Origin of the sequence: Brachymonas moutaii (nom. illeg.), from assembly GCF_049977365.1 — a bacterium.
Taxonomy (GTDB): domain Bacteria; phylum Pseudomonadota; class Gammaproteobacteria; order Burkholderiales; family Burkholderiaceae_C; genus Brachymonas.
This window is the reverse complement of sequence record NZ_JBNGEN010000001.1, coordinates 142,357-166,040: the sequence shown is the minus strand read 5'-3', so window position 1 is coordinate 166,040 and position 23,684 is coordinate 142,357. Positions and strand designations below refer to the sequence as shown.

The 23,684-nt window shown below is 60.4% G+C and carries 17 protein-coding genes and 2 tRNA genes; 6 read left to right on the top strand and 13 right to left on the bottom strand.

The window, feature by feature from the left end:
• Nucleotides 1-32: 32 nt before the first annotated feature.
• From ACP2WS_RS00770 to scpA, 6 genes are all read right to left on the bottom strand, one after another.
• Nucleotides 33-341, bottom strand: a complete 309-nt coding sequence (locus tag ACP2WS_RS00770) for a DUF167 domain-containing protein (protein WP_426459029.1) — start codon at nucleotides 339-341, stop codon at nucleotides 33-35.
• Between the two features lie 53 nt (nucleotides 342-394).
• The gene (locus ACP2WS_RS00765; RefSeq protein ID WP_426459027.1) at nucleotides 395-1,468 is read right to left on the bottom strand and encodes an FUSC family protein; all 1,074 of its coding nucleotides are present in this window, start codon (nucleotides 1,466-1,468) and stop codon (nucleotides 395-397) included.
• A gap of 143 nt (nucleotides 1,469-1,611) precedes the next feature.
• A complete protein-coding gene (locus tag ACP2WS_RS00760; RefSeq protein ID WP_374492730.1) occupies nucleotides 1,612-3,672 on the bottom strand; it encodes an acetyl-CoA carboxylase biotin carboxylase subunit in 2,061 nt (686 codons plus the stop codon).
• Nucleotides 3,673-3,727: 55 nt separating this feature from the next.
• Nucleotides 3,728-5,260, bottom strand: a complete 1,533-nt coding sequence (locus tag ACP2WS_RS00755; RefSeq protein WP_426459024.1) for an acyl-CoA carboxylase subunit beta — start codon at nucleotides 5,258-5,260, stop codon at nucleotides 3,728-3,730.
• Nucleotides 5,261-5,305: 45 nt separating this feature from the next.
• Nucleotides 5,306-6,322 carry a methylmalonyl Co-A mutase-associated GTPase MeaB gene (gene meaB, locus ACP2WS_RS00750; RefSeq protein ID WP_374492727.1) on the bottom strand — a complete coding sequence of 339 codons (1,017 nt, stop codon included), beginning with the start codon at nucleotides 6,320-6,322 and terminating at the stop codon, nucleotides 5,306-5,308.
• Between the two features lie 7 nt (nucleotides 6,323-6,329).
• Nucleotides 6,330-8,504, bottom strand: a complete 2,175-nt coding sequence (scpA, locus tag ACP2WS_RS00745; RefSeq protein WP_374492725.1) for a methylmalonyl-CoA mutase — start codon at nucleotides 8,502-8,504, stop codon at nucleotides 6,330-6,332.
• 168 nt (nucleotides 8,505-8,672) lie between these two features.
• Between scpA and ACP2WS_RS00740 the strand changes: the two genes are divergently transcribed.
• Nucleotides 8,673-9,377 carry a GntR family transcriptional regulator gene (locus ACP2WS_RS00740; RefSeq protein ID WP_426459023.1) on the top strand — a complete coding sequence of 235 codons (705 nt, stop codon included), beginning with the start codon at nucleotides 8,673-8,675 and terminating at the stop codon, nucleotides 9,375-9,377.
• A 71-nt stretch (nucleotides 9,378-9,448) separates the two neighbouring features.
• Nucleotides 9,449-11,377, top strand: a complete 1,929-nt coding sequence (dnaG, locus tag ACP2WS_RS00735) for a DNA primase (protein ID WP_426459021.1) — start codon at nucleotides 9,449-9,451, stop codon at nucleotides 11,375-11,377.
• 60 nt (nucleotides 11,378-11,437) lie between these two features.
• Here the strand turns inward: dnaG and orn are convergent, their stop codons facing one another.
• Entirely contained in the window at nucleotides 11,438-12,088 is a 651-nt protein-coding gene (gene orn / locus ACP2WS_RS00730) for an oligoribonuclease (RefSeq protein ID WP_426459019.1), read from the bottom strand.
• Between the two features lie 89 nt (nucleotides 12,089-12,177).
• Between orn and ACP2WS_RS00725 the strand changes: the two genes are divergently transcribed.
• Nucleotides 12,178-13,473: a M48 family metallopeptidase gene (locus ACP2WS_RS00725; protein ID WP_426459018.1), complete on the top strand. Its 1,296-nt coding sequence runs from the start codon at nucleotides 12,178-12,180 to the stop codon at nucleotides 13,471-13,473.
• A gap of 3 nt (nucleotides 13,474-13,476) precedes the next feature.
• Nucleotides 13,477-14,487 (top strand): ribosome small subunit-dependent GTPase A, encoded by a 1,011-nt coding sequence (gene rsgA / locus ACP2WS_RS00720; RefSeq protein ID WP_426459016.1) that lies wholly within the window; start codon nucleotides 13,477-13,479, stop codon nucleotides 14,485-14,487.
• A 78-nt stretch (nucleotides 14,488-14,565) separates the two neighbouring features.
• On the opposite strand, the gene ACP2WS_RS00715 is transcribed toward rsgA, so the two are convergent.
• The 4 genes from ACP2WS_RS00715 to rlmB all read right to left on the bottom strand — a co-directional run bounded on the left by ACP2WS_RS00715 (nucleotide 14,566) and on the right by rlmB (nucleotide 19,033).
• A complete protein-coding gene (locus ACP2WS_RS00715; RefSeq protein WP_426459015.1) occupies nucleotides 14,566-15,093 on the bottom strand; it encodes an NUDIX hydrolase in 528 nt (175 codons plus the stop codon).
• Nucleotides 15,094-15,518: 425 nt separating this feature from the next.
• Entirely contained in the window at nucleotides 15,519-15,899 is a 381-nt protein-coding gene (rplS, locus tag ACP2WS_RS00710) for a 50S ribosomal protein L19 (RefSeq protein ID WP_374492713.1), read from the bottom strand.
• Nucleotides 15,900-16,191: 292 nt separating this feature from the next.
• A complete protein-coding gene (locus tag ACP2WS_RS00705; RefSeq protein WP_426459014.1) occupies nucleotides 16,192-17,949 on the bottom strand; it encodes a DEAD/DEAH box helicase in 1,758 nt (585 codons plus the stop codon).
• 310 nt (nucleotides 17,950-18,259) lie between these two features.
• Entirely contained in the window at nucleotides 18,260-19,033 is a 774-nt protein-coding gene (gene rlmB / locus ACP2WS_RS00700; RefSeq protein WP_374492708.1) for a 23S rRNA (guanosine(2251)-2'-O)-methyltransferase RlmB, read from the bottom strand.
• A 126-nt stretch (nucleotides 19,034-19,159) separates the two neighbouring features.
• On the opposite strand from rlmB, the gene ACP2WS_RS00695 reads away from it, so the two are divergent.
• Both ACP2WS_RS00695 and ACP2WS_RS00690 read left to right on the top strand, forming a co-directional pair.
• Nucleotides 19,160-19,235, top strand: a tRNA-Gly gene (locus ACP2WS_RS00695).
• Nucleotides 19,236-19,311: 76 nt separating this feature from the next.
• A tRNA-Cys gene (locus ACP2WS_RS00690) sits at nucleotides 19,312-19,385 on the top strand.
• A gap of 158 nt (nucleotides 19,386-19,543) precedes the next feature.
• Here the strand turns inward: ACP2WS_RS00690 and lon are convergent.
• Together lon and clpX are read right to left on the bottom strand one after the other, a co-directional pair.
• A complete protein-coding gene (gene lon / locus ACP2WS_RS00685; RefSeq protein ID WP_426459012.1) occupies nucleotides 19,544-22,027 on the bottom strand; it encodes an endopeptidase La in 2,484 nt (827 codons plus the stop codon).
• Nucleotides 22,028-22,315: 288 nt separating this feature from the next.
• Entirely contained in the window at nucleotides 22,316-23,602 is a 1,287-nt protein-coding gene (gene clpX / locus ACP2WS_RS00680) for an ATP-dependent Clp protease ATP-binding subunit ClpX (protein WP_374492705.1), read from the bottom strand.
• Between the last annotated feature and the right edge of the window lie 82 nt (nucleotides 23,603-23,684).

Sequence of the window (23,684 nt, the reverse complement as noted above, 5' to 3'; positions counted from 1 at the left end):
TGATTCGGCTGCAGCTGGAGCAATGCTCCCCTTCAGGTACTGCTGCCCGGTGCACCATGACAGAGTTGCTGCAACCTGAGTCTGGCCTGCTGCAGCGCATGCTCGTCTGCGCACTGCACCGCCAGCACTTTCTGTCGCCCTGCCGCACCATGCAGCAAATCGACCTGCCGCCTCGGCACTCCGAAGACGTCAGCAGCCCAGGTCAGCAGCGCTTCGTTGGCCTTGCCGTCGACAGGAGGAGCCGCAAGACGCACCTTCAGCGCATTTCCATGCATGCCTGCTGCCTCCGTGCGGCGCGCCCCCGGAGTCGCATGGATCGATACCTTCAATACCCAGGACATTTCACTCCATCACCCCATTTGATGTCCCATGGACCCGCTCCTACCATATCTTTTCAACGGGAATGGCTCGCTGCAAAGGCATCCAGATTGACCCATACGGTTTCCAGATGTTCCTCGCAGCCCTGCCAAATGACAGAGGCCTTGTAGACTTCACCAGTTGCTATTCCTTCAGACGCATCCCAAGGCAGCTCTCCAGCTACCGCACCATATGCAGCCCCTCCGCTTGCATCGGCCAAGACCGTACAGCGCGTGGCCAATGCATCGAGCCGTTCCTGCAGGCCTCTTGGAGGAAGTCCGTTTTCAGGCTGCTCGGTACTCTTGCGCAACCCATCTCCCAACGCTTCCGCTAAAAGCAAGGTCGAAGCATACAGACGATTGCCGCGCCGATCATAACGCGCTGCCACCTCATGCACCGCATCGGCCATCCAGCGCCCCCGCAAGGACCACCGTGCCGTCTTGCGCGCCTCAGTAATCGCGGCATCCAGGACCTGAACCGCGCCATAGGCTGCCGAGATACGGCGCATGGCCACCTCTGCTCGATGCCAGTCACCCTCTCGCAAGGCTTCAGCCGACAACGTCAGTCCTTGCGCCAATTGCCAAAGCAATGCATGCACGGCACGGTTGACGAGACGTACCGGATCAGGGGTCAGCAGCACTTGGCTGAACAGCAGCCCCACGCCGCATCCCACAAGCACATCCAGAAGCCTGGACACCCCTGCTGTCTCCGGCCCGAAAGCAAGAATGAGAATGGCGGAAACACCGGCTTGAATAGGCACGACTGCAGCAAAGCCGAAGGATGAAGCCACCAGCATCGATGCAAAGGTGGCCACGGCCACCTTGAACAGCATCGGCTCCACAGGCGCCATGAGCGTCAACTCGCCCAGCACCATGCCGATGACCACGCCCAATACCACGATGATGCTTTGCTGCCCATGATTGGGCAGCCCAGGCGCCAGACACACCACCGCCGTGACGGCGGCAAACAAGGGCCGTGGCTGTCCATAGAGGTATTGAGCCAGCATCCATGCCAGGGCGGCTGCGCATGCAGCGGTCAAAGCATCGCGTGCGGCAGGCCTCATGCGGGACAGCCACAAGGTCCACCAGGAAGAAAAGGCCATAGAAGTCATGCGTACCCCATGAACAAGGCGATGCTGCTGCCGGCATTCTGCAGGGCTGTCTTCACGACAGCCTGCATCATGCTGGCACGCAAGCATCGCCCGCTGTTTCCTGTGAGAAGCAGGTCTGCTCCCACAGGAATGTGAATCACGCCTTATTCGAATTCAACGATAGGCTGATCCACAGCCAGGCTCTCGCCCTGCTGCGCCATGATGTCCTTGACCACCCCATCGGCTGCCGCAAAGAGAATGTTCTCCATCTTCATGGCTTCGATGACGGCCACACGCTCACCCGCCTGGACCTTCTGTCCGGGCTTGACCGCCACCTGCACCAGCAGGCCCGGCATGGGGGAGAGCACGTACTTGCTCATGTCCGGCGGTGCCTTGTAGGGCATGAGACGATGCAGCTCGGCCGTGCGGGGATGCATGACGATGGCATCGAGCTGCGTCCCGTTGTTGATCACGCGGATGGCCAGCGGATTCTTGGTGCGGCCACGTTCCATCTGCACCGTGAAGGGTTTGCCGTTCGAGGAACCATGAATGGCGCTGCCGCCCAAGAAGTGGTCGAGCTCCATGTCGTATTCACGATCGCCGGCAGCATCGTGCACCACCACCTTGGTGGGCTTGCCGAGCTCGACTTCACCCAGGCTGACATTGACATAGCGGTTGTCGCCTTCGTTGCCCAGGGCACAGACGGTGAACTCGCGACGCGGCAGACGCTTGTAGCCTTCCCAGAACTTGCCCTGGAGCCCTTGCGCACGGTTGCGATACCACATGTGCAGGCGTGCAGCGAGCGCCACGAGGAAATCGGGATCTTCGTGGGGCACGTCTTCGGCACGGAATCCATGCGCATAGTGCTCGGCGATGAAGCCGGTGTTGAAGTCGCCTGCCATGAACTTGGGATGTGCAAGCAGTGCAGCCTGGAACGGAATGTTGCTCTGCACGCCCTTGATCACGAAGCCATTGAGAGCTTCGCGCATGCGGGCAATCGCGTCGGCACGATCAGTACCATGCACGATCAGCTTGGCGATCATCGAGTCATAGTACATGGAGATCTCGCCCCCATCGACCACCCCTGTATCCACGCGCACACCGAAGTCGGTCGTGGCCTGTCCGGCAAAAAGGGTCTGCTCCGGCGGCTGGAAGCGCACCAGACGACCGGTGGAGGGCAGGAAGTTGCGGAACGGATCCTCGGCGTTGATGCGGCACTCCATGGCCCATCCGACGCGCTTGACCTCGGCCTGGGTGAAGGACAGCGGCTCGCCAGCCGCAATGCGGATCATCTGCTCGACCAGATCCAGGCCGGTGATCAGTTCGGTGACCGGATGCTCCACCTGCAGGCGCGTGTTCATTTCCAGGAAGTAGAAATCCTGGTTCTTGCCCACCACAAACTCCACCGTACCGGCAGACTGGTAGTTCACAGCCTTGGCCAGTGCCACAGCCTGTTCGCCCATGGCCTTGCGGGTTTCATCGCTGATGAAGGGAGAGGGAGCCTCTTCGATCACCTTCTGGTGACGGCGCTGAATGGAGCACTCGCGCTCGTTCAGGTAGACCACATTGCCATGCGCATCGCCGAGCACCTGGATTTCGATGTGGCGGGGCTGTTCGACGAACTTTTCGATGAAGACACGGTCATCGCCAAAGCTGTTGCGAGCCTCGTTGCGGCAGGAGCTGAAGCCCTCATAGGCTTCCTGGTCGTTGAAGGCCACGCGCAGGCCCTTGCCACCGCCGCCGGCAGAGGCCTTGATCATGACGGGATAGCCAATGTTCTTGGCGATCTCGACGGCATGCTCGGGCGTATCGATCGGATCGTTGTAGCCGGGAATGGTGTTGACCTTGGCCTCGTTGGCCAGCTTCTTAGAAGCGATCTTGTCGCCCATGGCCGCAATCGCAGCGTGCTTGGGACCGATGAAGGTGATGCCGTGCTCTTCGACCTTGCGCGCGAACTCCTCGTTCTCGCTCAGGAATCCGTAGCCGGGATGCACTGCCTGTGCACCGGTCTGCTGGCAGGCCTCGATGATCTTGTCGGCCAGCAGATAGGACTCGCGGGAAGGCGGCGGGCCAAGGCGCACGGCCTCGTCGGCGAGCTGCACGAAACGCGCATCCTTGTCGGCATCGGAATAGACCGCCACGGTCTTGATGCCCATTTTCTTGGCAGTGGCGATCACGCGGCAGGCAATCTCGCCACGGTTCGCAATCAGAATCTTGGTGAACATATTGGGTACTCTTGAATTCGATAAGCTAGTCTGTACGGAAGGCACACGGTGCGATTTACAGCGGAATGTTGCCGTGCTTGCGCCACGGGTTTTCCAGCTTCTTGTCCTTGAGCATGGCGAGGCTGCGGCAGATGCGCTTGCGCGTTTCGTGCGGCAGGATCACATCGTCGATGAAGCCACGGCTGCCGGCCACGAACGGGTTGGCAAAGCGTGCCTTGTACTCGGCCTCGCGGGCAGCGAGCTTCTCGGGATCATCCTTGTCCTGACGGAAGATGATTTCCACAGCACCCTTGGCCCCCATCACGGCGATTTCCGCATTGGGCCAAGCCAGGTTGACATCGCCGCGCAGGTGCTTGGATGCCATCACGTCGTAGGCACCACCGTAGGCCTTGCGGGTGATGATGGTGATCTTCGGCACGGTGCATTCTGCATAGGCGTAGAGCAGCTTGGCGCCATGCTTGATGATGCCGCCGTATTCCTGGCTCGTGCCGGGCATGAAGCCGGGAACGTCCACGAAGGTCACGACGGGAATGTTGAACGCATCACAGAAACGCACGAAACGTGCGGCCTTGATGGAGGACTTGATGTCCAGGCAGCCGGCAAGCACCAGCGGCTGGTTGGCCACGATGCCGACCACATTGCCGTCCATGCGCGCAAACCCGATCACGATGTTGGCCGCATAGTCAGGCTGCAGCTCGAAGAATTCACCATCGTCAACGGTCTTGACGATGAGCTCCTTCATGTCGTAGGGCTTGTTGGCATTGTCCGGCACCAGGGTGTCGAGGCTCATGTCGGCACGATCGACCGGGTCGAGCGTGGGACGATAGGGAGCCTTTTCGCGGTTGTTGCTCGGAATGTAGTTGTACAGACGGCGCAGCATCAGCAGCGCCTGCACATCGTTGTCGAACGCCAGATCGGCCACACCGCTCTTGGAGGTATGGGTCACGGCACCACCGAGCTCCTCGGCAGTCACGGTTTCGTGCGTCACGGTCTTGACCACATCAGGCCCGGTCACGAACATGTAGGAGCTGTCCTTCACCATGAAGATGAAGTCGGTCATCGCAGGAGAGTACACGGCGCCGCCGGCACACGGGCCCATGATCATGCTGATCTGGGGGATCACGCCAGAAGCAGTCACGTTGCGCTGGAACACCTCGGCATACCCTGCCAGCGAGGCCACGCCTTCCTGAATGCGTGCGCCGCCCGAATCGTTGAGACCGATCACGGGAGCACCCACCTTCATGGCCTGATCCATGAGCTTGCAGATCTTTTCCGCATGGGCTTCGGACAGGGCACCGCCGAAAACGGTGAAGTCCTGGCTGAACACGAACACCAGACGGCCGTTGATGGTGCCATAGCCCGTCACCACGCCATCGCCGGGAATGTGGTTTTCCTCCATCCCGAAATCGGTGCAGCGGTGTTCGACGAACATGTCCCATTCCTCGAACGAGCCGTGGTCAAGCAGCACCTCGATGCGCTCGCGAGCCGTCAGCTTGCCCTTCTTGTGCTGGGAATCGATGCGTCGCTGTCCACCACCCATGCGGGCGGCTTCGCGCTTCTGCTCCAACAAATCAAGAATATCTTTCATTGCCTATCCTTCATGAAGTTTGAAAACTGAAAATCCTGGCCACTCTCACCGGGCCTGAAACCTTTCGAGCAGCTGGCGTGCAGCGGTGGATGCTGCAATTTGACCATGCCGAACCTGATCGGTGGTCGCACCCAGTTGCTCGCGTATACCCGGATGTTCCCGGAATGCCTGCTTGAGCCCGGCATCGATGCGCTCCCACATCCAGGACAATGCCTGCCGCTGCCGCCGCTGATCGAGCTGGCCGTTGGCTGTCTGCAGACCACGGTACTGTTCGACTGCCGACCAGAAGTCGGGGACGCCTGCATTCTGCAGGGCACTGATCTGGAGCACCTGCCGCTGCCAGACTGCAGGATCATGGGTGGCGTGATGGGGATTGCCGTGCAGACCGAGGAGCCGAAGGGCACTGGTGATCTGCGCCTGTGCGCGCGTGGCGGCTGCGGGGTCTATGTCGGCCTTGTTGATGACGATCAGATCGGCCAGCTCCATGACGCCCTTCTTGATGGCCTGCAGGTCGTCGCCTGCATTGGGCAGCTGCAGCAGCACAAAAAGATCGGACATGTTTGCCACGGCCGTCTCGCTCTGTCCCACGCCGACGGTCTCGACAATGATGACGTCGTATCCGGCCGCCTCGCACACCAGCATGGCTTCACGCGTCTTCTCGGCCACCCCTCCCAGCGTGCCTGCGCTGGGGCTGGGACGGATATAGGCAGCTTCCTGTACGGACAGCTGCTCCATGCGTGTCTTGTCGCCGAGAATCGATCCGCGCGACACCGTGCTCGATGGATCGATGGCCAGCACTGCCACACGGTGCCCCTGAGCAATCACATACATGCCCAGCGCCTCGATGAACGTGGACTTGCCCACGCCCGGCACTCCACTGATACCGATCCGCAGCGAGCGACCGGTATGCGGCAGCAGAGCCGTGAGCAACTCATCCCCCTGGGCACGATGATCGACCCGGGTGGACTCCAGCAGCGTGATCGCCTTGGCGATGGCCCGGCGCCGAGTGAGCGTCGAGCCCCCCAGGATATGTTCCTGGATGGTTGCAATCGCTGGGGTCATGGGCGGATCAGGCGGCGCGGGCCTTCTTGATCTGCTCCAGCACATCCTTGGCGCTGGCAGGAACCGGTGTGCCGGGACCATAGATCCCCTTGACGCCGGCTTCGTACAGGAAGTCATAGTCCTGACGCGGAATCACGCCGCCCACAAAGACGACGATGTCATCTGCCCCCTGCTTGCGCAGCTCCTCGATGATGGCCGGCACGAGGGTCTTGTGCCCAGCGGCAAGAGTCGACACTCCCACAGCATGCACGTCGTTCTCGATGGCCTGACGTGCACACTCCTCGGGAGTCTGGAACAGGCTGCCGATGTCCACGTCGAAGCCCAGATCGGCAAAGGCGGTAGCCACGACCTTGGCGCCGCGGTCATGTCCATCCTGGCCCAGCTTGGCGATCATGACACGGGGACGACGCCCTTCTGCCTCAGCGAAGGCATCGATTTCCTTCTTGAGGGTTTCCCAGCCTTCGGCCGAGTCATAGGCCGCAGCATAGACGCCGGTGACCTTTTGGGTATCGGCACGGTGGCGGCCAAAGGCCTTTTCGAGTGCGTCGCTCACTTCGCCGACGGTCGCACGCAGGCGGATGGCCTGAATGCTCAGGTCGAGCAGATTGCCCTGGCCGCTTTCTGCGGCAGCCGACAGTGCGTCGAGTGCAGCCTGTACGGCGGCGGCATCGCGCGTGGAACGGATCTGCTGCAGACGTGCAATCTGCGATTCACGCACCTTGACGTTGTCGACTTCCAGGATCTCGACCGGATCTTCCTTGGCGAGCTTGTACTTGTTGACCCCGACGATGACATCCCGGCCGCTGTCGATGCAGGCCTGCTTTTCGGCAGCTGCCGCCTCGATCTTGAGCTTGGCCCAGCCACTGTCGACAGCCTTGGTCATGCCGCCCATGGCATCGATTTCCTCGATGATCTTCCAGGCGGCATCGGCCATCTGCTGCGTCAGGGTTTCCATCATGTAGCTGCCGGCCCAGGGATCGATCACATTCACGATGTGCGTTTCTTCCTGGATGATGAGCTGCGTGTTCCGGGCGATGCGTGCCGAGAACTCGGTGGGCAGGGCGATGGCCTCGTCGAGAGCATTGGTGTGCAGCGACTGGGTACCGCCGAACACGGCCGCCATGGCTTCGATGGTGGTACGAACGATGTTGTTGTAGGGATCCTGCTCTGTGAGGGACCAGCCGGACGTCTGGCAGTGTGTGCGCAGCATGAGGCTCTTGGGCTTCTTGGCATCGAAGCCCTTCATGATGCGGCACCACAGCAGACGGGCCGCACGCATCTTGGCGATTTCGAGATAGAAGTTCATGCCGATCGCCCAGAAGAACGACAGACGGCCTGCGAAGTCATCGACGTCCATGCCCTTGGCGATGGCGGTCTTGACATATTCCTTGCCATCGGCCAGCGTGAAGGCGAGCTCAAGTGCCTGATTGGCACCGGCTTCCTGCATGTGGTAACCAGAGATGGAAATCGAGTTGAAGCGCGGCATGTGCTTGCTGGTGTACTCGATGATGTCGCCGATGATCCGCATGGAGGGTTCCGGCGGATAGATGTACGTGTTGCGGACCATGAACTCCTTGAGGATGTCGTTCTGGATGGTGCCGCTGAGCTTTTCCTGGGAGACGCCCTGCTCCTCTGCTGCCACGACGTAGCCTGCCAGCACAGGCAGCACGGCACCGTTCATGGTCATGGACACGGACACCTTGTCGAGCGGGATGCCGTCGAACAGGATCTTCATGTCCTCCACGCTGTCGATGGCCACACCGGCCTTGCCCACATCACCGGTCACACGCGGATGGTCGGAGTCATAGCCACGGTGCGTGGCCAGATCGAAGGCTACGGAAATGCCTTGTCCCCCGGCAGCCAGCGCCTTGCGATAAAAGGCGTTGGATTCTTCGGCCGTGGAGAATCCGGCATACTGGCGGATGGTCCAGGGGCGGCCTGCATACATGGTGGCCTGCGGACCGCGCACAAAAGGCTCGAAACCCGGCAGGGTATTGGCATAGGGAAGCCCATTGGTGTCTTCGGCCGTGTACAGCGGCTTGACCACGAGATGATCCGGTGTCACCCAGTTGAGTGCCGACACATCACCATGCGGGGCGGACTTGGCAGCAGCCTTGAGCCAGTCTTCCATGGTGGCGGTTGCAAAAACAGGAGCTTTGGGATTCTGGTCTGTAGACGACATGAAATTTTGTCCTCGAATGATGCAATATGTGCCGGCAGGTGAACGTATGTGCACACATGTGCATGCATGTATCCACCTTGCGTGAATCTCATAATTATGAATGCGAAACCATGCGTTCAGCTTACATGAAACTGAATGTGAAGCCGAACTCTTCTCTCTGAACGGAATATGGCCCCCATCCACTCACGCTCCACCGAGAATCCTGCGCGCGCCACGCGGCTGAAACTGCCTTCTGCCCTGTATATCCAGGTGGCTGATGTGCTGCGTCAGCGCATCCTGAAGCAGGAGCTGCTGCCGGGGACCTGGATCGATGAGATGGCGCTCTCGGAGGAGCTGGGCATCAGCCGTACGCCCATGCGCGAGGCGATCAAGGTGCTGGCAACCGAAGGTCTGGTGACGATCAAAGTCCGTCGCGGCGCCTATGTCACGGAAGTGCCCGAAAGCGAAGTGCGGGAGATCTATCACCTGCTGGGCCTGCTCGAAAGCGACGCTGCCACGGATGTGGCTCTGCATGCCAGCGATGCCGAACTCGACGCGCTGCAGGAGCTGCATGTGGGTCTGGAAGAGTGTGCCGAGCGCTTGCAGCAAATGCCCGGAGACAGTGTGCTGGTGGACGAATTCTTCAGTCTCAATCAGCGGTTTCATGCCCATATTCTGGAAGTGAGTCGCAACCACTGGCGCACACAGATCGTGAACGATCTGAGGCGCGTGATGCAGCTGGGCCGACACCATTCGCTCTTCAAGCAGGGACGCATCCACCAGTCGCTGCGGGAGCATGCGGCCATCATGCAGGCGCTGCTCGCGCGGGATGCCAACCGGACTCGCGCAGCCATGCTGCACCACTTCGCGCAGGGACTGCTGGCAGCCGGATGACCTCCAGCACATGACAGGGGATGTGGACGCGGTGTACCCAGCCTTCCGGGGAGCCCCCCTACAATCGGCACATGGCCATCCCGCACGGATTCATTCAGGACTTGCTCAGCCGCGTCGACATCATCGATGTGGTGGGGCGCTATGTGCAGCTCAAGAAGACAGGGGCCAATTTCAGCGGACTGTGTCCCTTTCACAGCGAGAAGTCGCCCTCTTTCACGGTAAGCCCAAGCAAGCAGTTCTATCACTGCTTCGGCTGTGGCCAGCACGGAGATGCCATCGGATTTCTGATGGCGCACAACGGCCTGTCCTTCGTGGAGGCGGTACAGGAGCTGGCGCAGCAGCAGGGCCTGCAGGTACCAGACGACCACCTGAGTCCCGAAGACCGTGACCGCGCGGCAGAACAGCGCCGTCAGCGGCTCACCCTCACCGATGTGCTGGAAAAGGCCGTCGACGATTATCGACAGCAGCTCAAGTCGAGTCCTGAAGCGATTGCCTATCTTCAGGGGCGGGGGCTGAGCGGACAGATTGCCGCGCGTTTCGGGCTCGGATATGCCCCCAACAGCTGGCGACATCTGGCCAGCGTGTTTGCCGACTACACAAGCCCCCTGCTGGAAGAGACGGGACTGGTGATCCATTCAATGCCGGAAGGAGCCACTGCCGGCAGCAACTCCCATGCGTCTTCCCCGACCGAGGAAAAGCGCTACGACCGGTTCCGCCACCGCATCATGTTCCCGATCCGCAATGTGAAGGGGGAATGCATCGGTTTCGGAGGACGAGTGCTGGGCAATGAAAAGCCCAAGTATCTCAATTCGCCCGAAACGCCTCTTTTCAGCAAGGGACGGGAGCTCTATGGCCTCTACGAGGCACGCGATGCCCTGCGCGAACGGGGCTATGTGCTCGTCACCGAGGGCTACATGGATGTCGTCGCTCTCGCACAGCTGGGATTTGGCAATGCCGTGGCCACCCTGGGCACCGCCTGTACTCCAGACCATGTCCACAAGCTTTTCCGCTATACGGACGAGGTGGTCTTCAGCTTCGACGGTGATGCAGCAGGTCGCCGAGCCGCCCACAAGGCCATGGGGGCTGCGCTGCCCTACGCTACCGACACCCGCACCATCAAGTTTCTCTTCCTGCCGCCCGAACACGATCCTGACAGCTACGTTCGCACCCACGGGCCGGAGGCATTCGAAGCCCTTGTCAAGCAGGCCACGCCACTGAGCCAGTTTCTTCCGATGGCTGCCGCAGAAGGCTGCGATCTCGATACCGCCGAAGGACGGGCGCACATGGCCAGCCACGCGCGACCACTGTGGCAGGATCTTCCCGAGGGAGCTCTCAGGAGTCAACTGCTGGGAGAACTTGCCAGGCAGGTCCAGATTCCACTCGACGATCTCAAGGCTCTGTGGGACAAGCCGGATCCTGCCCGCAGATCACAGACACAAACTCCGCCGCCCTCCTCCTCTTCTTCAGGAGGATCAGCCCGCGAATCCCATTTTCCCCACGGAGGCAGGCCGGCATGGCGTAGCGATCGCGTTGCGGCATCCCCAGGGTATGTCGCCCCCGCGTCCTCTCCCAAACGCGGACGTTCCGCTCCGAGCACCAAGGCAGACCATGCACTGCGTCTGCTGCTGCTGAACATGCCGCTGTGGGAAAGCCTGCCGCCCGCTACGCAGACCATGCTGTGCGAGCTGCCGGCGCCGCATGGCCCGCTCTTTGCGTGGCTCGATGCACAGTACCAGGAATATGGAGCACTCGGCTGGGGGGCCCTGCAGGAATCACTGCCCGCAGCCCCCGGAGGCACGGAGGCACTTGCACTGGTACAGCGGTTCCAGGCCATGGAACTGCATCCCAGTTCCCAGGAAACCCAGACCGAGCTCCGCTCGGTACTCAAGAGACTGGAACTCGATGAGCTCGGCCGCGCCATCGAGGAAGCCATCCGCACTCAGGACATCGAGCGTTTCAAGACCCTCGACGCGCGTCGCACGGCGCTCAGGATGCACTGAAACCCCGGGGGCACTGCAGAGCGCCATGCCTTGCATCACCCTGTGCATCCCTGCCGCCCTTCATGCCTCGGTACAGGACTGCGAAACGGGAGCAGAGGCCTCCATTCTCAGGAAATGGGTGCGGTAATAGACCAGCTCCTCGATCGATTCATCCACATCGGCCAGGGCCGTGTGCTTTTGCTTCTTGCGAAAGCCGTCATGCAGATCGGGACGCCAGCGCCGTGCCAGCTCCTTGAGCGTGCTCACGTCGAGGTTGCGATAGTGAAAATAGGCTTCGAGCTTCGGCATGTATTTGACAAGGAAACGCCGATCCTGGCCAATGGTGTTGCCACACATGGGGGACTTGCCCTTGCTGACGTAACGACGGAGAAAGGTCAGCAGCTGCGACTCTGCATCTGCCTCGCTGAGCGTACTGGCCTTGACCTTGTCGATGAGACCACTGCGTCCGTGGGTACCCTTGTTCCAAGCATCCATCTTGCCAAGGAGCTCGTCACTCTGGTGAATGACCATCACAGGACTCTGCGCCCGCACCGACAGATCGGGGCTGGTCACAATGATCGCGATTTCCAGCAGACGCTCCTTTTCAGGATCCAGTCCGGTCATTTCGCAGTCGAGCCATATGAGATTGTCGTCGTGCTTGGCCAGTGCCGGCACTGCAGCTGGCTCCTGACCGACGACGGTTTCTGAGGGAGAGGGAGAAGAAAAGTTCATTGTTCTATTGTCGCGCAACTCCCGCACCCTCAGGATGCACCCCACTCGCCGCCAAGTCCCCACGAAGCCAGAGCCGGTACACTTGCGAGATGGATGCGCAACTCTTTACCGACATCAGTTATCTCAATCTTTTCACCGGGCTTTTCGTGGTCGCCCTGCTCGGCGGGCTGCTTATCAAGTTCTGGCTGGCCTTGCGCCAGATGCGCCATGTGGCGTGGCGCCGTGACCGCGTACCAGACATGTTCGCCCATATGGTCAGCCACGATGCCCACCAGAAGGCAGCCGCCTACACGATCTCCAGGAATCAGTGGGACATCTGGGCTTCGGTGTATGCCGCAGCCGTGCTCGTAGGCTGGACACTGCTGGGTGGTCTGGCTGCTCTCAACTACGCGCTGCTTGAGAAGCTGCAGCACCCCATGGCACAGCAGCTGGCCCTCCTCGCCTGTTTCTTCCTGATCAACGGTGCACTGGAGCTTCCGCTGGGCTGGTACCAGACCTTCCGACTCGAACAACGCTTCGGCTTCAACACCACTACCACCGCCCTTTGGATAGGGGACCTGCTCAAGGGCATTGTGCTCTCTGCCATCATCGGTCTGCCGCTGGCAGCACTGTTCCTCTGGCTGATGCAGAAGGCAGGCATCTGGTGGTGGCTGTGGGCATGGGCGGCATGGGTGGCCTTCAATGTGCTGCTGATGGTGATCTATCCCACCTGGATTGCCCCCCTGTTCAACCGATTCAAGCCTCTGGAGGATGCACAGCTTGCGGCGCGCGTACAGGCCCTGATGGAGCGCTGCGGATTCCGCTCCCGCGGACTCTTCGTCATGGACGGCAGCCGCCGCAGCGCGCATGCCAACGCCTATTTCACGGGACTGGGCCATGCCAAGCGTGTGGTGTTCTTCGATACGCTGCTCAACAAGCTCAATGCGGAAGAAGTCGAGGCCGTGCTGGCGCATGAACTGGGGCATTTTCACCATCGCCACGTCATCAAGCGCATGCTCGTGCTCTTTGCTCTCAGTCTGGCAGGCTTTGCGCTGCTAGGCTGGCTCTACAACCAGGTATGGTTCTACACCGGACTCGGGGTGATCCCGAACATGATGTCCCCGAATGCCGCTCTGGCACTCATCCTGTTCATGCTGGTCACACCGGTATTCGGATTTCTGCTTTCCCCCTTCCTGTCGGCCCTGTCACGCAAGCAGGAATACGAAGCGGACGCCTATGCCGTTGCCCAGACGAACGGCAAGGCCCTGGCTTCGGCCCTTCTCAAGCTCTACGAAGACAACGCCAGCACACTGACGCCCGATCCCCTCTACGCACGCTTCTACTATTCGCACCCCCCGGCGGTGGAACGTCTGTCACACCTTGGCTTTCCTCCCCTGAACTCCTGACCCATGCCCCCTCCTCGCCCATCTTCAGGGAAAACAGGCAAGCGCCCTGTCCCTGCCTCCACCAGCTCTCCAGGCCTGTCCACACTCCATGAAGCGCGTGTGGTTTCCAGTCACGGAAGGCACATCGTGGTGGAATCCGACGACGGTACACGGCGCATCTGTCACCCTCGTGGCAAGAAAAACCTGTCTGTGGTGGGAGACCGCGTGCAATGGGCTGCCCCCCCTGCCGGACAGGGACATGAAGGCACCATCGAACAGATTCTCCCGCGCCGCAATCTGTTTTATCGCCGAGACGACATGCGGACCAAGGCATTCGCCGCCAATCTGGACCAGATCCTGATCCTGCTCGCTGCAGAACCCGAGTTTTCACACCGGCTTCTGGCCCGGGCACTGCTGGCGGCAGAAGCTGCCCAGATTCGCCCCTTGATTGTCCTGAACAAAGCCGACCTCGAGGCCGCCCATGCCCGCGGTTGGGAACGGCTGGCGCCCTACCGCGCCATGGGCTACCCCGTGACCGCCGTATCGCTGCACCTCGCTGCAAACCATTCCGCCCACGAAAATGGAACAGAGGCATTGCGCATGGCCCTGAGCGGACACCACACCCTGGTGCTCGGTCCATCGGGCACGGGCAAGAGCACTCTGGTGAACCTGCTGGTGCCCGGGGCCGGTGTCCAAACGGGCGCCATCTCCCAGGCACTCAATTCAGGCCGGCACACCACCACGGCCACCCATTGGTACTGGGTGGACCGCGCCTCCAACACCGCCATCATCGACTCGCCGGGATTCCAGGAATTCGGCCTGCATCACCTTGCTCCGGCCGAACTGGCCCTGCATATGCCGGACTTCAGTCGCCATGCCACCGCCTGCCGGTTCTACAACTGCAGCCATCTTCATGAACCTGGATGTGCCGTACTTGCACAGGTCGGCAAACCACTCGATCAGGGCGGCATAGATCCCGGCCGACACCGCTTCTATGCCGAACTGCATGCAGAATTGGGGCAGTCCCGCTACTGACCGCCGGCCCCGGAGCAGAATTTCGCCATTCCGCACAGACCGCAAGGCCACCCCCCGGAGGCCACCACAACCTCGGGTTCATCCTGCCTGCAGGAAGTGATACAGATCCCGCAGAATGCCCGCTGTCACCCCCCATATATAGCGCTCCACTCCCTGTTCAGGATCGTCATAGGGCATGGAAAACCATTCCCGTCGTTCCCCGGTGGGCGCATGCCAGACATGCTTGCGATGGTTGCGTGGATCCATCAGAAAGCCCAGTGGCACCGTAAAGATATCCGCCACCTCGGCCGGATTCGGATGCCGTGTCCATACCCTGGGCAAAAGCGCCACCACAGGCAGAATCCGATACCCGGTATGGGTCACGTAGGGGCGCAGTGCGCCCAGCACCTGGATGCCTTGTCTCTCAAGCCCAACCTCCTCGCGAGCCTCGCGCAACGCTGCATCCACAGCATCTCTGTCCTGTGCATCGATTTTTCCACCGGGGAACGCAATCTGTCCGGCATGTGCACGCAGCTGAGCGGTACGCTGGGTCAGCAGCACTTCCAGCCCTGCAGACCTGTCAGAGGTGGAAGCCGCTTCCTGCCCCCGCTGCAATCCAATCAGCACGGCTGCGTCTCTCTGCCCTGAAGGCACAAGCTGCAGATCATGTCGTTCTTCCTGTCTCCAATCCAGAGGCTGAAGAAAGCGCCTGCGCAGCGCATCGGACGTAAGTCGATCTGGCGTCACGGCCGGTTGATCATGCAGACGATTCGTGGCGTCCTGCCATATCGACACGGCATGTGGATCGGGAACACGTTCGGATACAGAGGCAGCAGGCACAGGGACTGCATGCGGGACAGGAGACATCATCGCGATCTCTGAATGGACAAATCACCGGGCAGATACGCCTTGATTATCCACATTCGATTTCGAGCACACTGCAGTCAGGCGTCAGGCATGAAAAAAGCCGCTCCATCACAGAGATGGAAACGGCTTTTTTCATGCCGAGGTCCCGCAGCAGAGCTGCCGGACCTGCGTCGAAGCAATCTGCCTTACTGAGCAGCGACTTCCTTGACGCGGGAAGGCAGCTTTTCCTTGATGCGGGCAGACTTGCCGCTGCGACCACGCAGGTAGTACAGCTTGGCACGACGCACGTCGCCGCGGCGCTTGACTTCGATGCTGGCAATCAGCGGGCTGTAGGTCTGGAACGTACGCTCCACGCCTTCGCCGCTGGAAATCTTGCGCACGGTGAAGCCGCTGTTGATGCCACGGTTACGCTTGGCGATCACGACGCCTTCATAAGCCTGCACGCGCTTGCGGGTGCCTTCAACCACGTTCACATTGACAATCACCGTGTCGCCAGGAGCGAATGCAGGGATGGTCTTGCCAAGGCGTTCGATTTCTTCTTGTTCCAGGGTCTGGATGAGATTCATGGGGAATTTCCTCAGAATTTCCGATCGTATTCAAGCTGCACAAAAGGCCTCTTCACAATGTTCCCACACACGGAAACACGCTGCTGCTGGCCGATGCACTGCATGCATCAAGAGCCCAGCGAGGCGGCTAACAGAGGATCAGAACCGTTGATTATAAGATGATTCTTTTGCTTTATGCAAGCAGTTCAAGCACTTAGGACCGTCATAGGCCCCTGATGGACAAATGCCCCACCAAGCCAGGAGGCCTTGCGGGGCATTCATTCTGCAGACATCGATTCAGGCTGCGCGGCGCTTAATTGGCAGGATGCCGACGTCCACTGCGTGCGCCGGACATGCCATCAGGACGTCCCTGCCCCGAGCGTACGTTTCCACGCTCGGCACGGAATCCCCCATCACGCGAAGGCGCAGGTGCATGGCGAGGCTCCCGACGCCCGGTCGGCGCCGGATGTCCGCTCTCGCCAAATTCGCCGAAGCCGCCAACGCGCCCTCCTCCAAAGCCCTTGCGGCGATTGGCACCACCACCCCAGGCACCCTGTCCGCCCTTGCCACGACCGCCCCGGCCATCGCCAGTACCGGCACCACGTCCTCCCTTGCCGCGCGGCGGATGCCGCGTGGGAGTACGCTGCTCAGGCTCCATGCCCGGAACCACTGCGGTCATCAAGGGCTGGCGCGTGTAATCCTCGATGTCCCAGACGCGATTGCGGTCACGGAATTCCGCAAACGTGATGGCCAGACCCGAACGTCCCGCGCGCCCTGTACGACCGATGCGGTGCGTATAGTCCTCTGCCTTCATCGGCAGGCCGAAATTGAAGACGTGCGAAATGGTCGGTACGTCGATTCCGCGCGCCGCCACATCGGTTGCCACAAGAAACTGCACCTGCCCCTGACGCAGCGCCATGAGACGCCGATTGCGCAGACCCTGACTCAGGGCACCGTGCAGTGCGACGGCGGCAAAGCCTGCCTGCTGCAGATCCTCGGCCAGACCATCGCACTCGATCTGGGTGCTGGCAAATACAATCGCCTGATCGATCGAAGGATCACGCAGCCAGTGGTCCAGCATGGCACGCTTGTGCGCGAAATTGTCGGCCCAGTAAAGCCGCTGGGTGATCTGGCTGTGGCGATCCTGAGGTGAATCGATCTGGATGCGCTGTGGATCCCGCATGACGCGGGCAGCCAGCTGCTGAATGCGGGGCGCAAAGGTCGCGCTGAACATCATCGTCTGGCGCCGGTTGGCCGTAAGGGCATGGATCTCTGCCAGATCCTCCGCAAAGCCCAGATCCAGCATCCGGTCGGCTTCGTCGACCACCAGAAACTGTACCTTGTCGAGCTTGATCTGCATGCTGCGCTGCAGGTCCAGCAGGCGCCCAGGGGTCGCCACCACGAGATCGGCGTTCTGCAGGCGCGCAATCTGCATGGCGTAGGGCATGCCACCCACCACATGGGCAATGCGCAGTCCCTTGCAGTGGCGAACCAGGTCGATGGCGTCATGCGCCACCTGCTGCGCCAGTTCACGCGTGGGACACAGCACCAGAGCACCAGGCTCGGCTGCACGGAAATGGCGGCGATCGGTGGGATTGCGACGACGGGGACGACGCGGCGCAGGTTCACCCTGCGCTTCGGCCTCATCGATCTTGCGCTGCCACTCAAGACGCTCTGCCTCGGCAGCTGCTTCGCGCTGCGCAAGCAGGGTATGCAGCACGGGAAGCAGGAAGGCAGCAGTCTTGCCACTGCCAGTCTGGCTGGACACCATCAGATCCACGAACCCCGGCGCCGATTCTTCGGAATCAGCCTCTGTGGCCAATGCCATGGGAATGGCGCGCGCCTGTACGGGAGTCGGTTCGGTATAGCCCAGATCGATGCAGGCCTGCACCAGCGGCTCTGCAAGATGCAGCAGTGCAAAACCGTTCGGCGCCACCTCGGCAGCCTGCGAGGGCTGTTCGGTACCGGACTGTTCGGTCGCTGCCGGAGAAGATGCCTCCACCTCGTCGGTGGAAGGCAACACAGAAGCGTCTGTCGAAGGCACCTGTGCCTCATCGGCAGGCGAAGTCATGCCGGGCTGCAGCTGTGCAGCGTCATTGGAAAAAGAAGGAATCATGAAAAACACGCACGCCAAGCTTGGCGCCTGGCGCGTCATCAGAAGGAAGGAGGAAATGTGCATCCACCTTCTGACGATTTTTCACCGCAACAGAGGTTGCGGGCTCCCACGGCGTGGGACAGGAAAGAGGGAAGATGTACGCGAATGCCCGATACATTCACCGCAAGGTGATGCTGCGCCAAATCATGTCAGCGCAGCGTCTGGACATGGGACGCTTATTATGCGGCATTCATCAAAAATTGCCAAGCATCCCATGATCGATGCATCATTCGGTGCGCCCTGCTTCGGCACTTATGCCACACAGGCGCTGACGACGCGCCTCATACAGGCAGACCCCGCTCGCCACGGACACATTCAGGCTTTCCACAGCGCCCAGCATGGGAATGCTCACCAGTTCGTCGCACGTCTTGCGCGTCAGCTGACGCATGCCGGGACCTTCCGCACCCAGCACGAGAGCCGTGCCTTGCCGCATATCCACGTCATAGAGCGTGGAGGAGGCATCCCCGCTGGTGCCTATGATCCAGATGTTGCGCTCCTGCAGATCACGCAGGGTGCGTGCCAGATTGGTCACCATGAAATAAGGCACGGTTTCGGCCGCCCCACTGGCCACCTTGGCCACTGTGGCATTGATTCCCGCAGCATGGTCCTTGGGGGCAATGACGGCATGGGCCCCTGCCCCATCCGCCACCCGCAGGCAGGCTCCAAGATTGTGAGGATCCGTCACGCCGTCGAGCACCAGCAGAAGAGGCGGCTCCTGGAGAGTGTCGAGCAGATCATCGAGCGAGTGCTGCACAGGCAGATCATGCACACGTGCCACCACGCCCTGATGGCCATGACCACCACTCAGTCGCGAAAGACGCAGGCCATCGGCTTCGATCACCCTGATTTCCGCTTCCTTGGCACGCTCGAGAAACTGCCGCATGCGCGCATCGCGTCGACTGGCGTCGATATAGACCTCAATGACCGAGGAAGGAGCCGTCTTGAGCCGGACGCCCACCGCATGGAATCCGAAGATGATCTTGTGATGTGTAGTAACCATGCGGCCATTATCGCCGCCCCTGCCAGTTGTGCAGCTCCTGTCCTTTGCCCCGTCCTGACGACTCACAATTTTGTTGCCTGGCTGAATCGAAAAACAGATTTTTTCCGCTATACTTTCGGCTTCAGCGCGGGAATAGCTCAGTTGGTAGAGCGCAACCTTGCCAAGGTTGAGGTCGCGAGTTCGAGTCTCGTTTCCCGCTCCAGATTCCTTCAGGGAAGCATCACAAAAGCTTCCCTTTTTTGTCGCAGAAGCTGATTCTGCGACAAAGCCCTGTTCAAGGCGCGATAGCAAAGCGGTTATGCACCGGATTGCAAATCCGTGAAGGGCGGTTCGACTCCGCCTCGCGCCTCCATCCATTGTTTCGCACAAGCTTCTCAAGGCCCTCATTCGAGGGCCTTTGTTTTTTTCACTCCCTTTCCAAAGACCGACCAGAAAAAATCCCGGAAGGCGGCTGGAATGCCCACCTGTCCGGGATGATCGGCCTTTCGGTCTCCCTACTACGGCATCACATCAGTGCTTGACTGCTCCCTTGCGGGGCCTCGCAGTCGCTCTGTCGGACTTGACGACCACGTCTGCCGCTTGTGCCACGGGAACTTCTTCCGTTCCGTGGCCTGCTCCTGTCGCTTGAGGCAAGGGTTGGGGGACATGTTCCAGCGCAATGCCAAGTACCTGGTCAATCCAGCGTACGGGAATGATCTCCAGACCGGTCTTGACGTTGTCGGGAATTTCCTGCAGATCCTTGACATTCTCTTCCGGAATGATGACCTGACGGATACCGCCACGCAGCGCAGCCAACAGCTTTTCCTTGAGGCCACCGATGATGGTGACCTCTCCGCGCAGGGTGATCTCACCGGTCATGGCCACATCGCTGCGCACCGGGATGCCGGTAAGCGCGGACACCATGGCCGTCGTCATGGCGGCCCCTGCACTGGGTCCATCCTTGGGTGTTGCACCATCGGGCACATGAATATGAATGTCGCGCTTCTCGAAGACTTCATCCGGGATACCCAGCTGGGCCGCACGGCTGCGCACCACAGTGCGTGCCGCTTCCACCGACTCCTTCATCACGTCGCCCAGCGACCCTGTGCGCTGAATGACCCCCTTGCCCGGCATGGTGGCCACTTCGATGGTCAGCAAATCGCCGCCCGTCTCGGTCCAGGCCAGTCCCACCACCTGTCCTACACGGTTGGCCGTTTCCGCATGGCCATAGGTGAAGCGCCTCACCCCCAGAAGATCGTTCAGATTGTCCGGTGTGACGACCACCTTGCCGCTGGACTGCTTGAGCAGCACGGCCTTGACCACCTTGCGGCAGATGCGGGAGAGCTCCCGCTCCAGGGACCGCACGCCTGCCTCCCGCGTGTAGAAACGCACGATGTCACGGATGGCGGCCTCGGTCACCTCAAGCTCGGAATCCTGAACCCCATTGTTCTTCATCTGCTTGGGCAGCAAATACTGGATGGCGATATGGACCTTTTCGTCTTCGGTGTATCCGGAAAGCCGGATGACTTCCATGCGGTCGAGCAACGCAGCAGGAATGTTCATGGAATTGGAGGTGGCCACGAACATCACATCACTGAGGTCGAAATCAAGCTCGACATAGTGATCGGCAAAGACATGGTTCTGCTCGGGATCCAGCACCTCCAGCAGTGCACTGGAAGGGTCACCCCGGAAGTCCGCACCGAGCTTGTCGATCTCGTCGAGCAGGAAGAGCGGGTTGCGCGTACCTACCTTGGAGAGATTCTGGAGCACCTTGCCGGGAAGTGCCCCGATGTAGGTGCGGCGATGCCCACGGATCTCGGCCTCGTCGCGCATGCCGCCGAGCGCCATGCGGACATACTTGCGCCCTGTCGCCTTGGCGATGGACTGCCCCAGAGAGGTCTTGCCCACTCCAGGCGGCCCCACGAGACAGAGAATGGGCGCCTTGACCTTGTCCACGCGCTGCTGGACTGCAAGATATTCCAGAATGCGATCCTTGACGCGTTCCAGCCCATAGTGATCGGCGTTCAGGATCTCTTCGGCATGGGCCAGATCGTTCTTGACCTTGGTCTTCTTGCTCCAGGGAAGATCCACGAGCACATCGAGATAGTTCCGCACGACGCCCGCCTCTGCCGACATCGGCGACATGAGCTTGAGCTTGCGCAGTTCGGACTCGGCCTTGGCAAGAGCTGCCTTGGGCATGCGAGCCTGCTTGATCTTCTTTTCGAGCTCCTCGATGTCGGCCCCCTCCTCGCCTTCACCGAGCTCCTTCTGGATGGCCTTGACCTGTTCGTTGAGATAGAAGTCGCGCTGGTTCTTCTCCATCTGACGCTTGACACGGCTGCGGATGCGCTTGTCCACATTGAGAATGTCCACTTCCTGCTCAAGCTGGGTGAACAGCTGGTCGAGCCGGGTCTTGACATCCTGCTGATCGAGAATGGCCTGCTTTTTGTCGAGTGTCAGCGGCAGATGGGCTGCAATGGTGTCTGCCAGACGTCCTGCCTCGTCAATGCCGGAAATGGAGGTGAGTATTTCCTGGGGAATCTTCTTGTTGAGCTTGACATACTGTTCGAAGGACTGCATGAGGGCACGACGCAGTGCCTCCGTCTCGGACTGGGTTTCTCCCGGCACCGTGAGATCGGATTCCTGCTCGACGGGAGCGGGCTCGATGTGTGCAGAAAAATAGTCATCTCCCTCCACGATCGCATCCACACGCGCACGCTGACGGCCTTCCACCAGAACCTTGACAGTTCCATCGGGAAGCTTGAGCAGCTGAAGAATGGAGGCGATGCATCCGGTCCCGAACATGTCTTCGGTCGTCGGGCTGTCCTGGGCTGCACTTTTCTGCGCCACGAGCACAATGGAACGCCCGGCCTGCATGGCCGCCTCCAGCGCAGCGATGCTTTTGGCACGGCCGACGAACAGAGGAATGACCATGTGCGGGAACACGACGACGTCGCGCAGAGGCAGCATGGGCAGATCCACCGCCTCGGGTGGAAGATAGGTAAATTCAGACATGGGAGGCACTTTTCTCCATCTTGGGCATCAAGCCTTGTTTATGAGGGCAGCAGAAGGCTTTTCAAGCAGGGCACCCTGGGAAGGTGGCTGAATTCAGAGGTGCAGCGGTCACCGCGAACTCCGCATGAAAATCCCGAAGGCCGGCTGCAGGCACTTCGGGATAGAAAATGAACACAGGCAGAAGCAGCTCATGCCGTCAGCAAGGGAGCGAGAGGAGGAAGCTGCAGCGCAGCCGCAACTCTGCTCTCCTTCACCTTGCCGCCCACTGTACGGCAGACGCCGGGTGGATCAGGCCTGTTTTTCCTGCTCGGGAACACGATAGACCAGCATGGGACGCTCTCCCTTGGAAATCGTGGCCTCTTCGAGCACCACCTTCTCGACGTTGGAGAGCGCGGGCAGCTCGAACATGGTGTCGAGCAGTGCCTGCTCCATGATGGAGCGCAGCCCCCGTGCGCCGGTCTTGCGCTGCATGGCCTTGTTGGCAATGGCCTCAAGTGCCTTGGGCTGCACTTCCAGCTCAACCCCTTCCATCTGGAAAAGGCGCTGGTACTGCTTGACCAGGGCGTTCTTGGGTTCGGTGAGAATGCGCACCAGGGCTTGCTGATCGAGCTCGGAGAGCACCGCCACCACCGGCATGCGTCCGATGAGTTCGGGAATGAGGCCGTACTTGATCAGATCCTCGGGCTCGATCTGGTCGAAGATTTCGCTGAGTGTACGGTTTTCCTTGCCACGCACCTCGGCACCGAAACCGATGCCAGATCCTTCGGTACGCTGCTCCACCACTTTTTCGAGTCCTGCGAATGCCCCACCACAGATGAACAGCATATTGGTGGTATCGACCTGCAGAAAGTCTTGATTGGGGTGCTTGCGCCCTCCCTGCGGAGGAATGCTGGCGATGGTCCCTTCGATCAGCTTGAGCAGTGCCTGCTGCACACCTTCGCCCGACACATCGCGTGTGATGGAAGGGTTGTCGGACTTGCGGGAAATCTTGTCGATTTCATCGATGTAGACGATGCCCTTCTGCGCACGCTCGATGTCGTAATCACAGCTCTGAAGCAGCTTGGTGATGATGTTCTCGACATCTTCGCCCACGTAGCCTGCTTCGGTGAGTGTGGTGGCATCCGCCATCACGAAGGGCACATTGAGCATGCGGGCCATGGTCTGAGCCAGCAGGGTCTTGCCCGATCCAGTGGGACCTATGAGCAGAATGTTGCTCTTGCTGAGCTCGACATCATCCTTGCCAGGCTGCTCCTTGTGACGCAGACGCTTGTAGTGGTTGTAAACCGCCACGGCCAGGGTCCGCTTGGCCACTTCCTGACCGATCACGTAGTTGTCAAGGTTGGCCTTGATCTGCGCAGGAGTGGGCAAGGCATCGGCCGCAGCGGTGTCGCTGCTCCCCTGATCGAGATCTTCCTTGAGGATGTCGTTGCATTGCTCGATGCATTCGTTGCAGATGAAGACGGACTGCCCGTTGTAGCTGCCCGAAACCATTTTCTGCACTTCATCCTGGGACTTGCCGCAGAACGAGCAGTGCATGGTCTTGCTGTGGGACGAGCCTTCTTTGTGCGTGGTCATGAATCATGTGCGACCGGCAAAATGCCAATCGACTGGAGAAGACGGAAAAAATGCGAGAAATGCCAGAACCAGAAATGCCCGG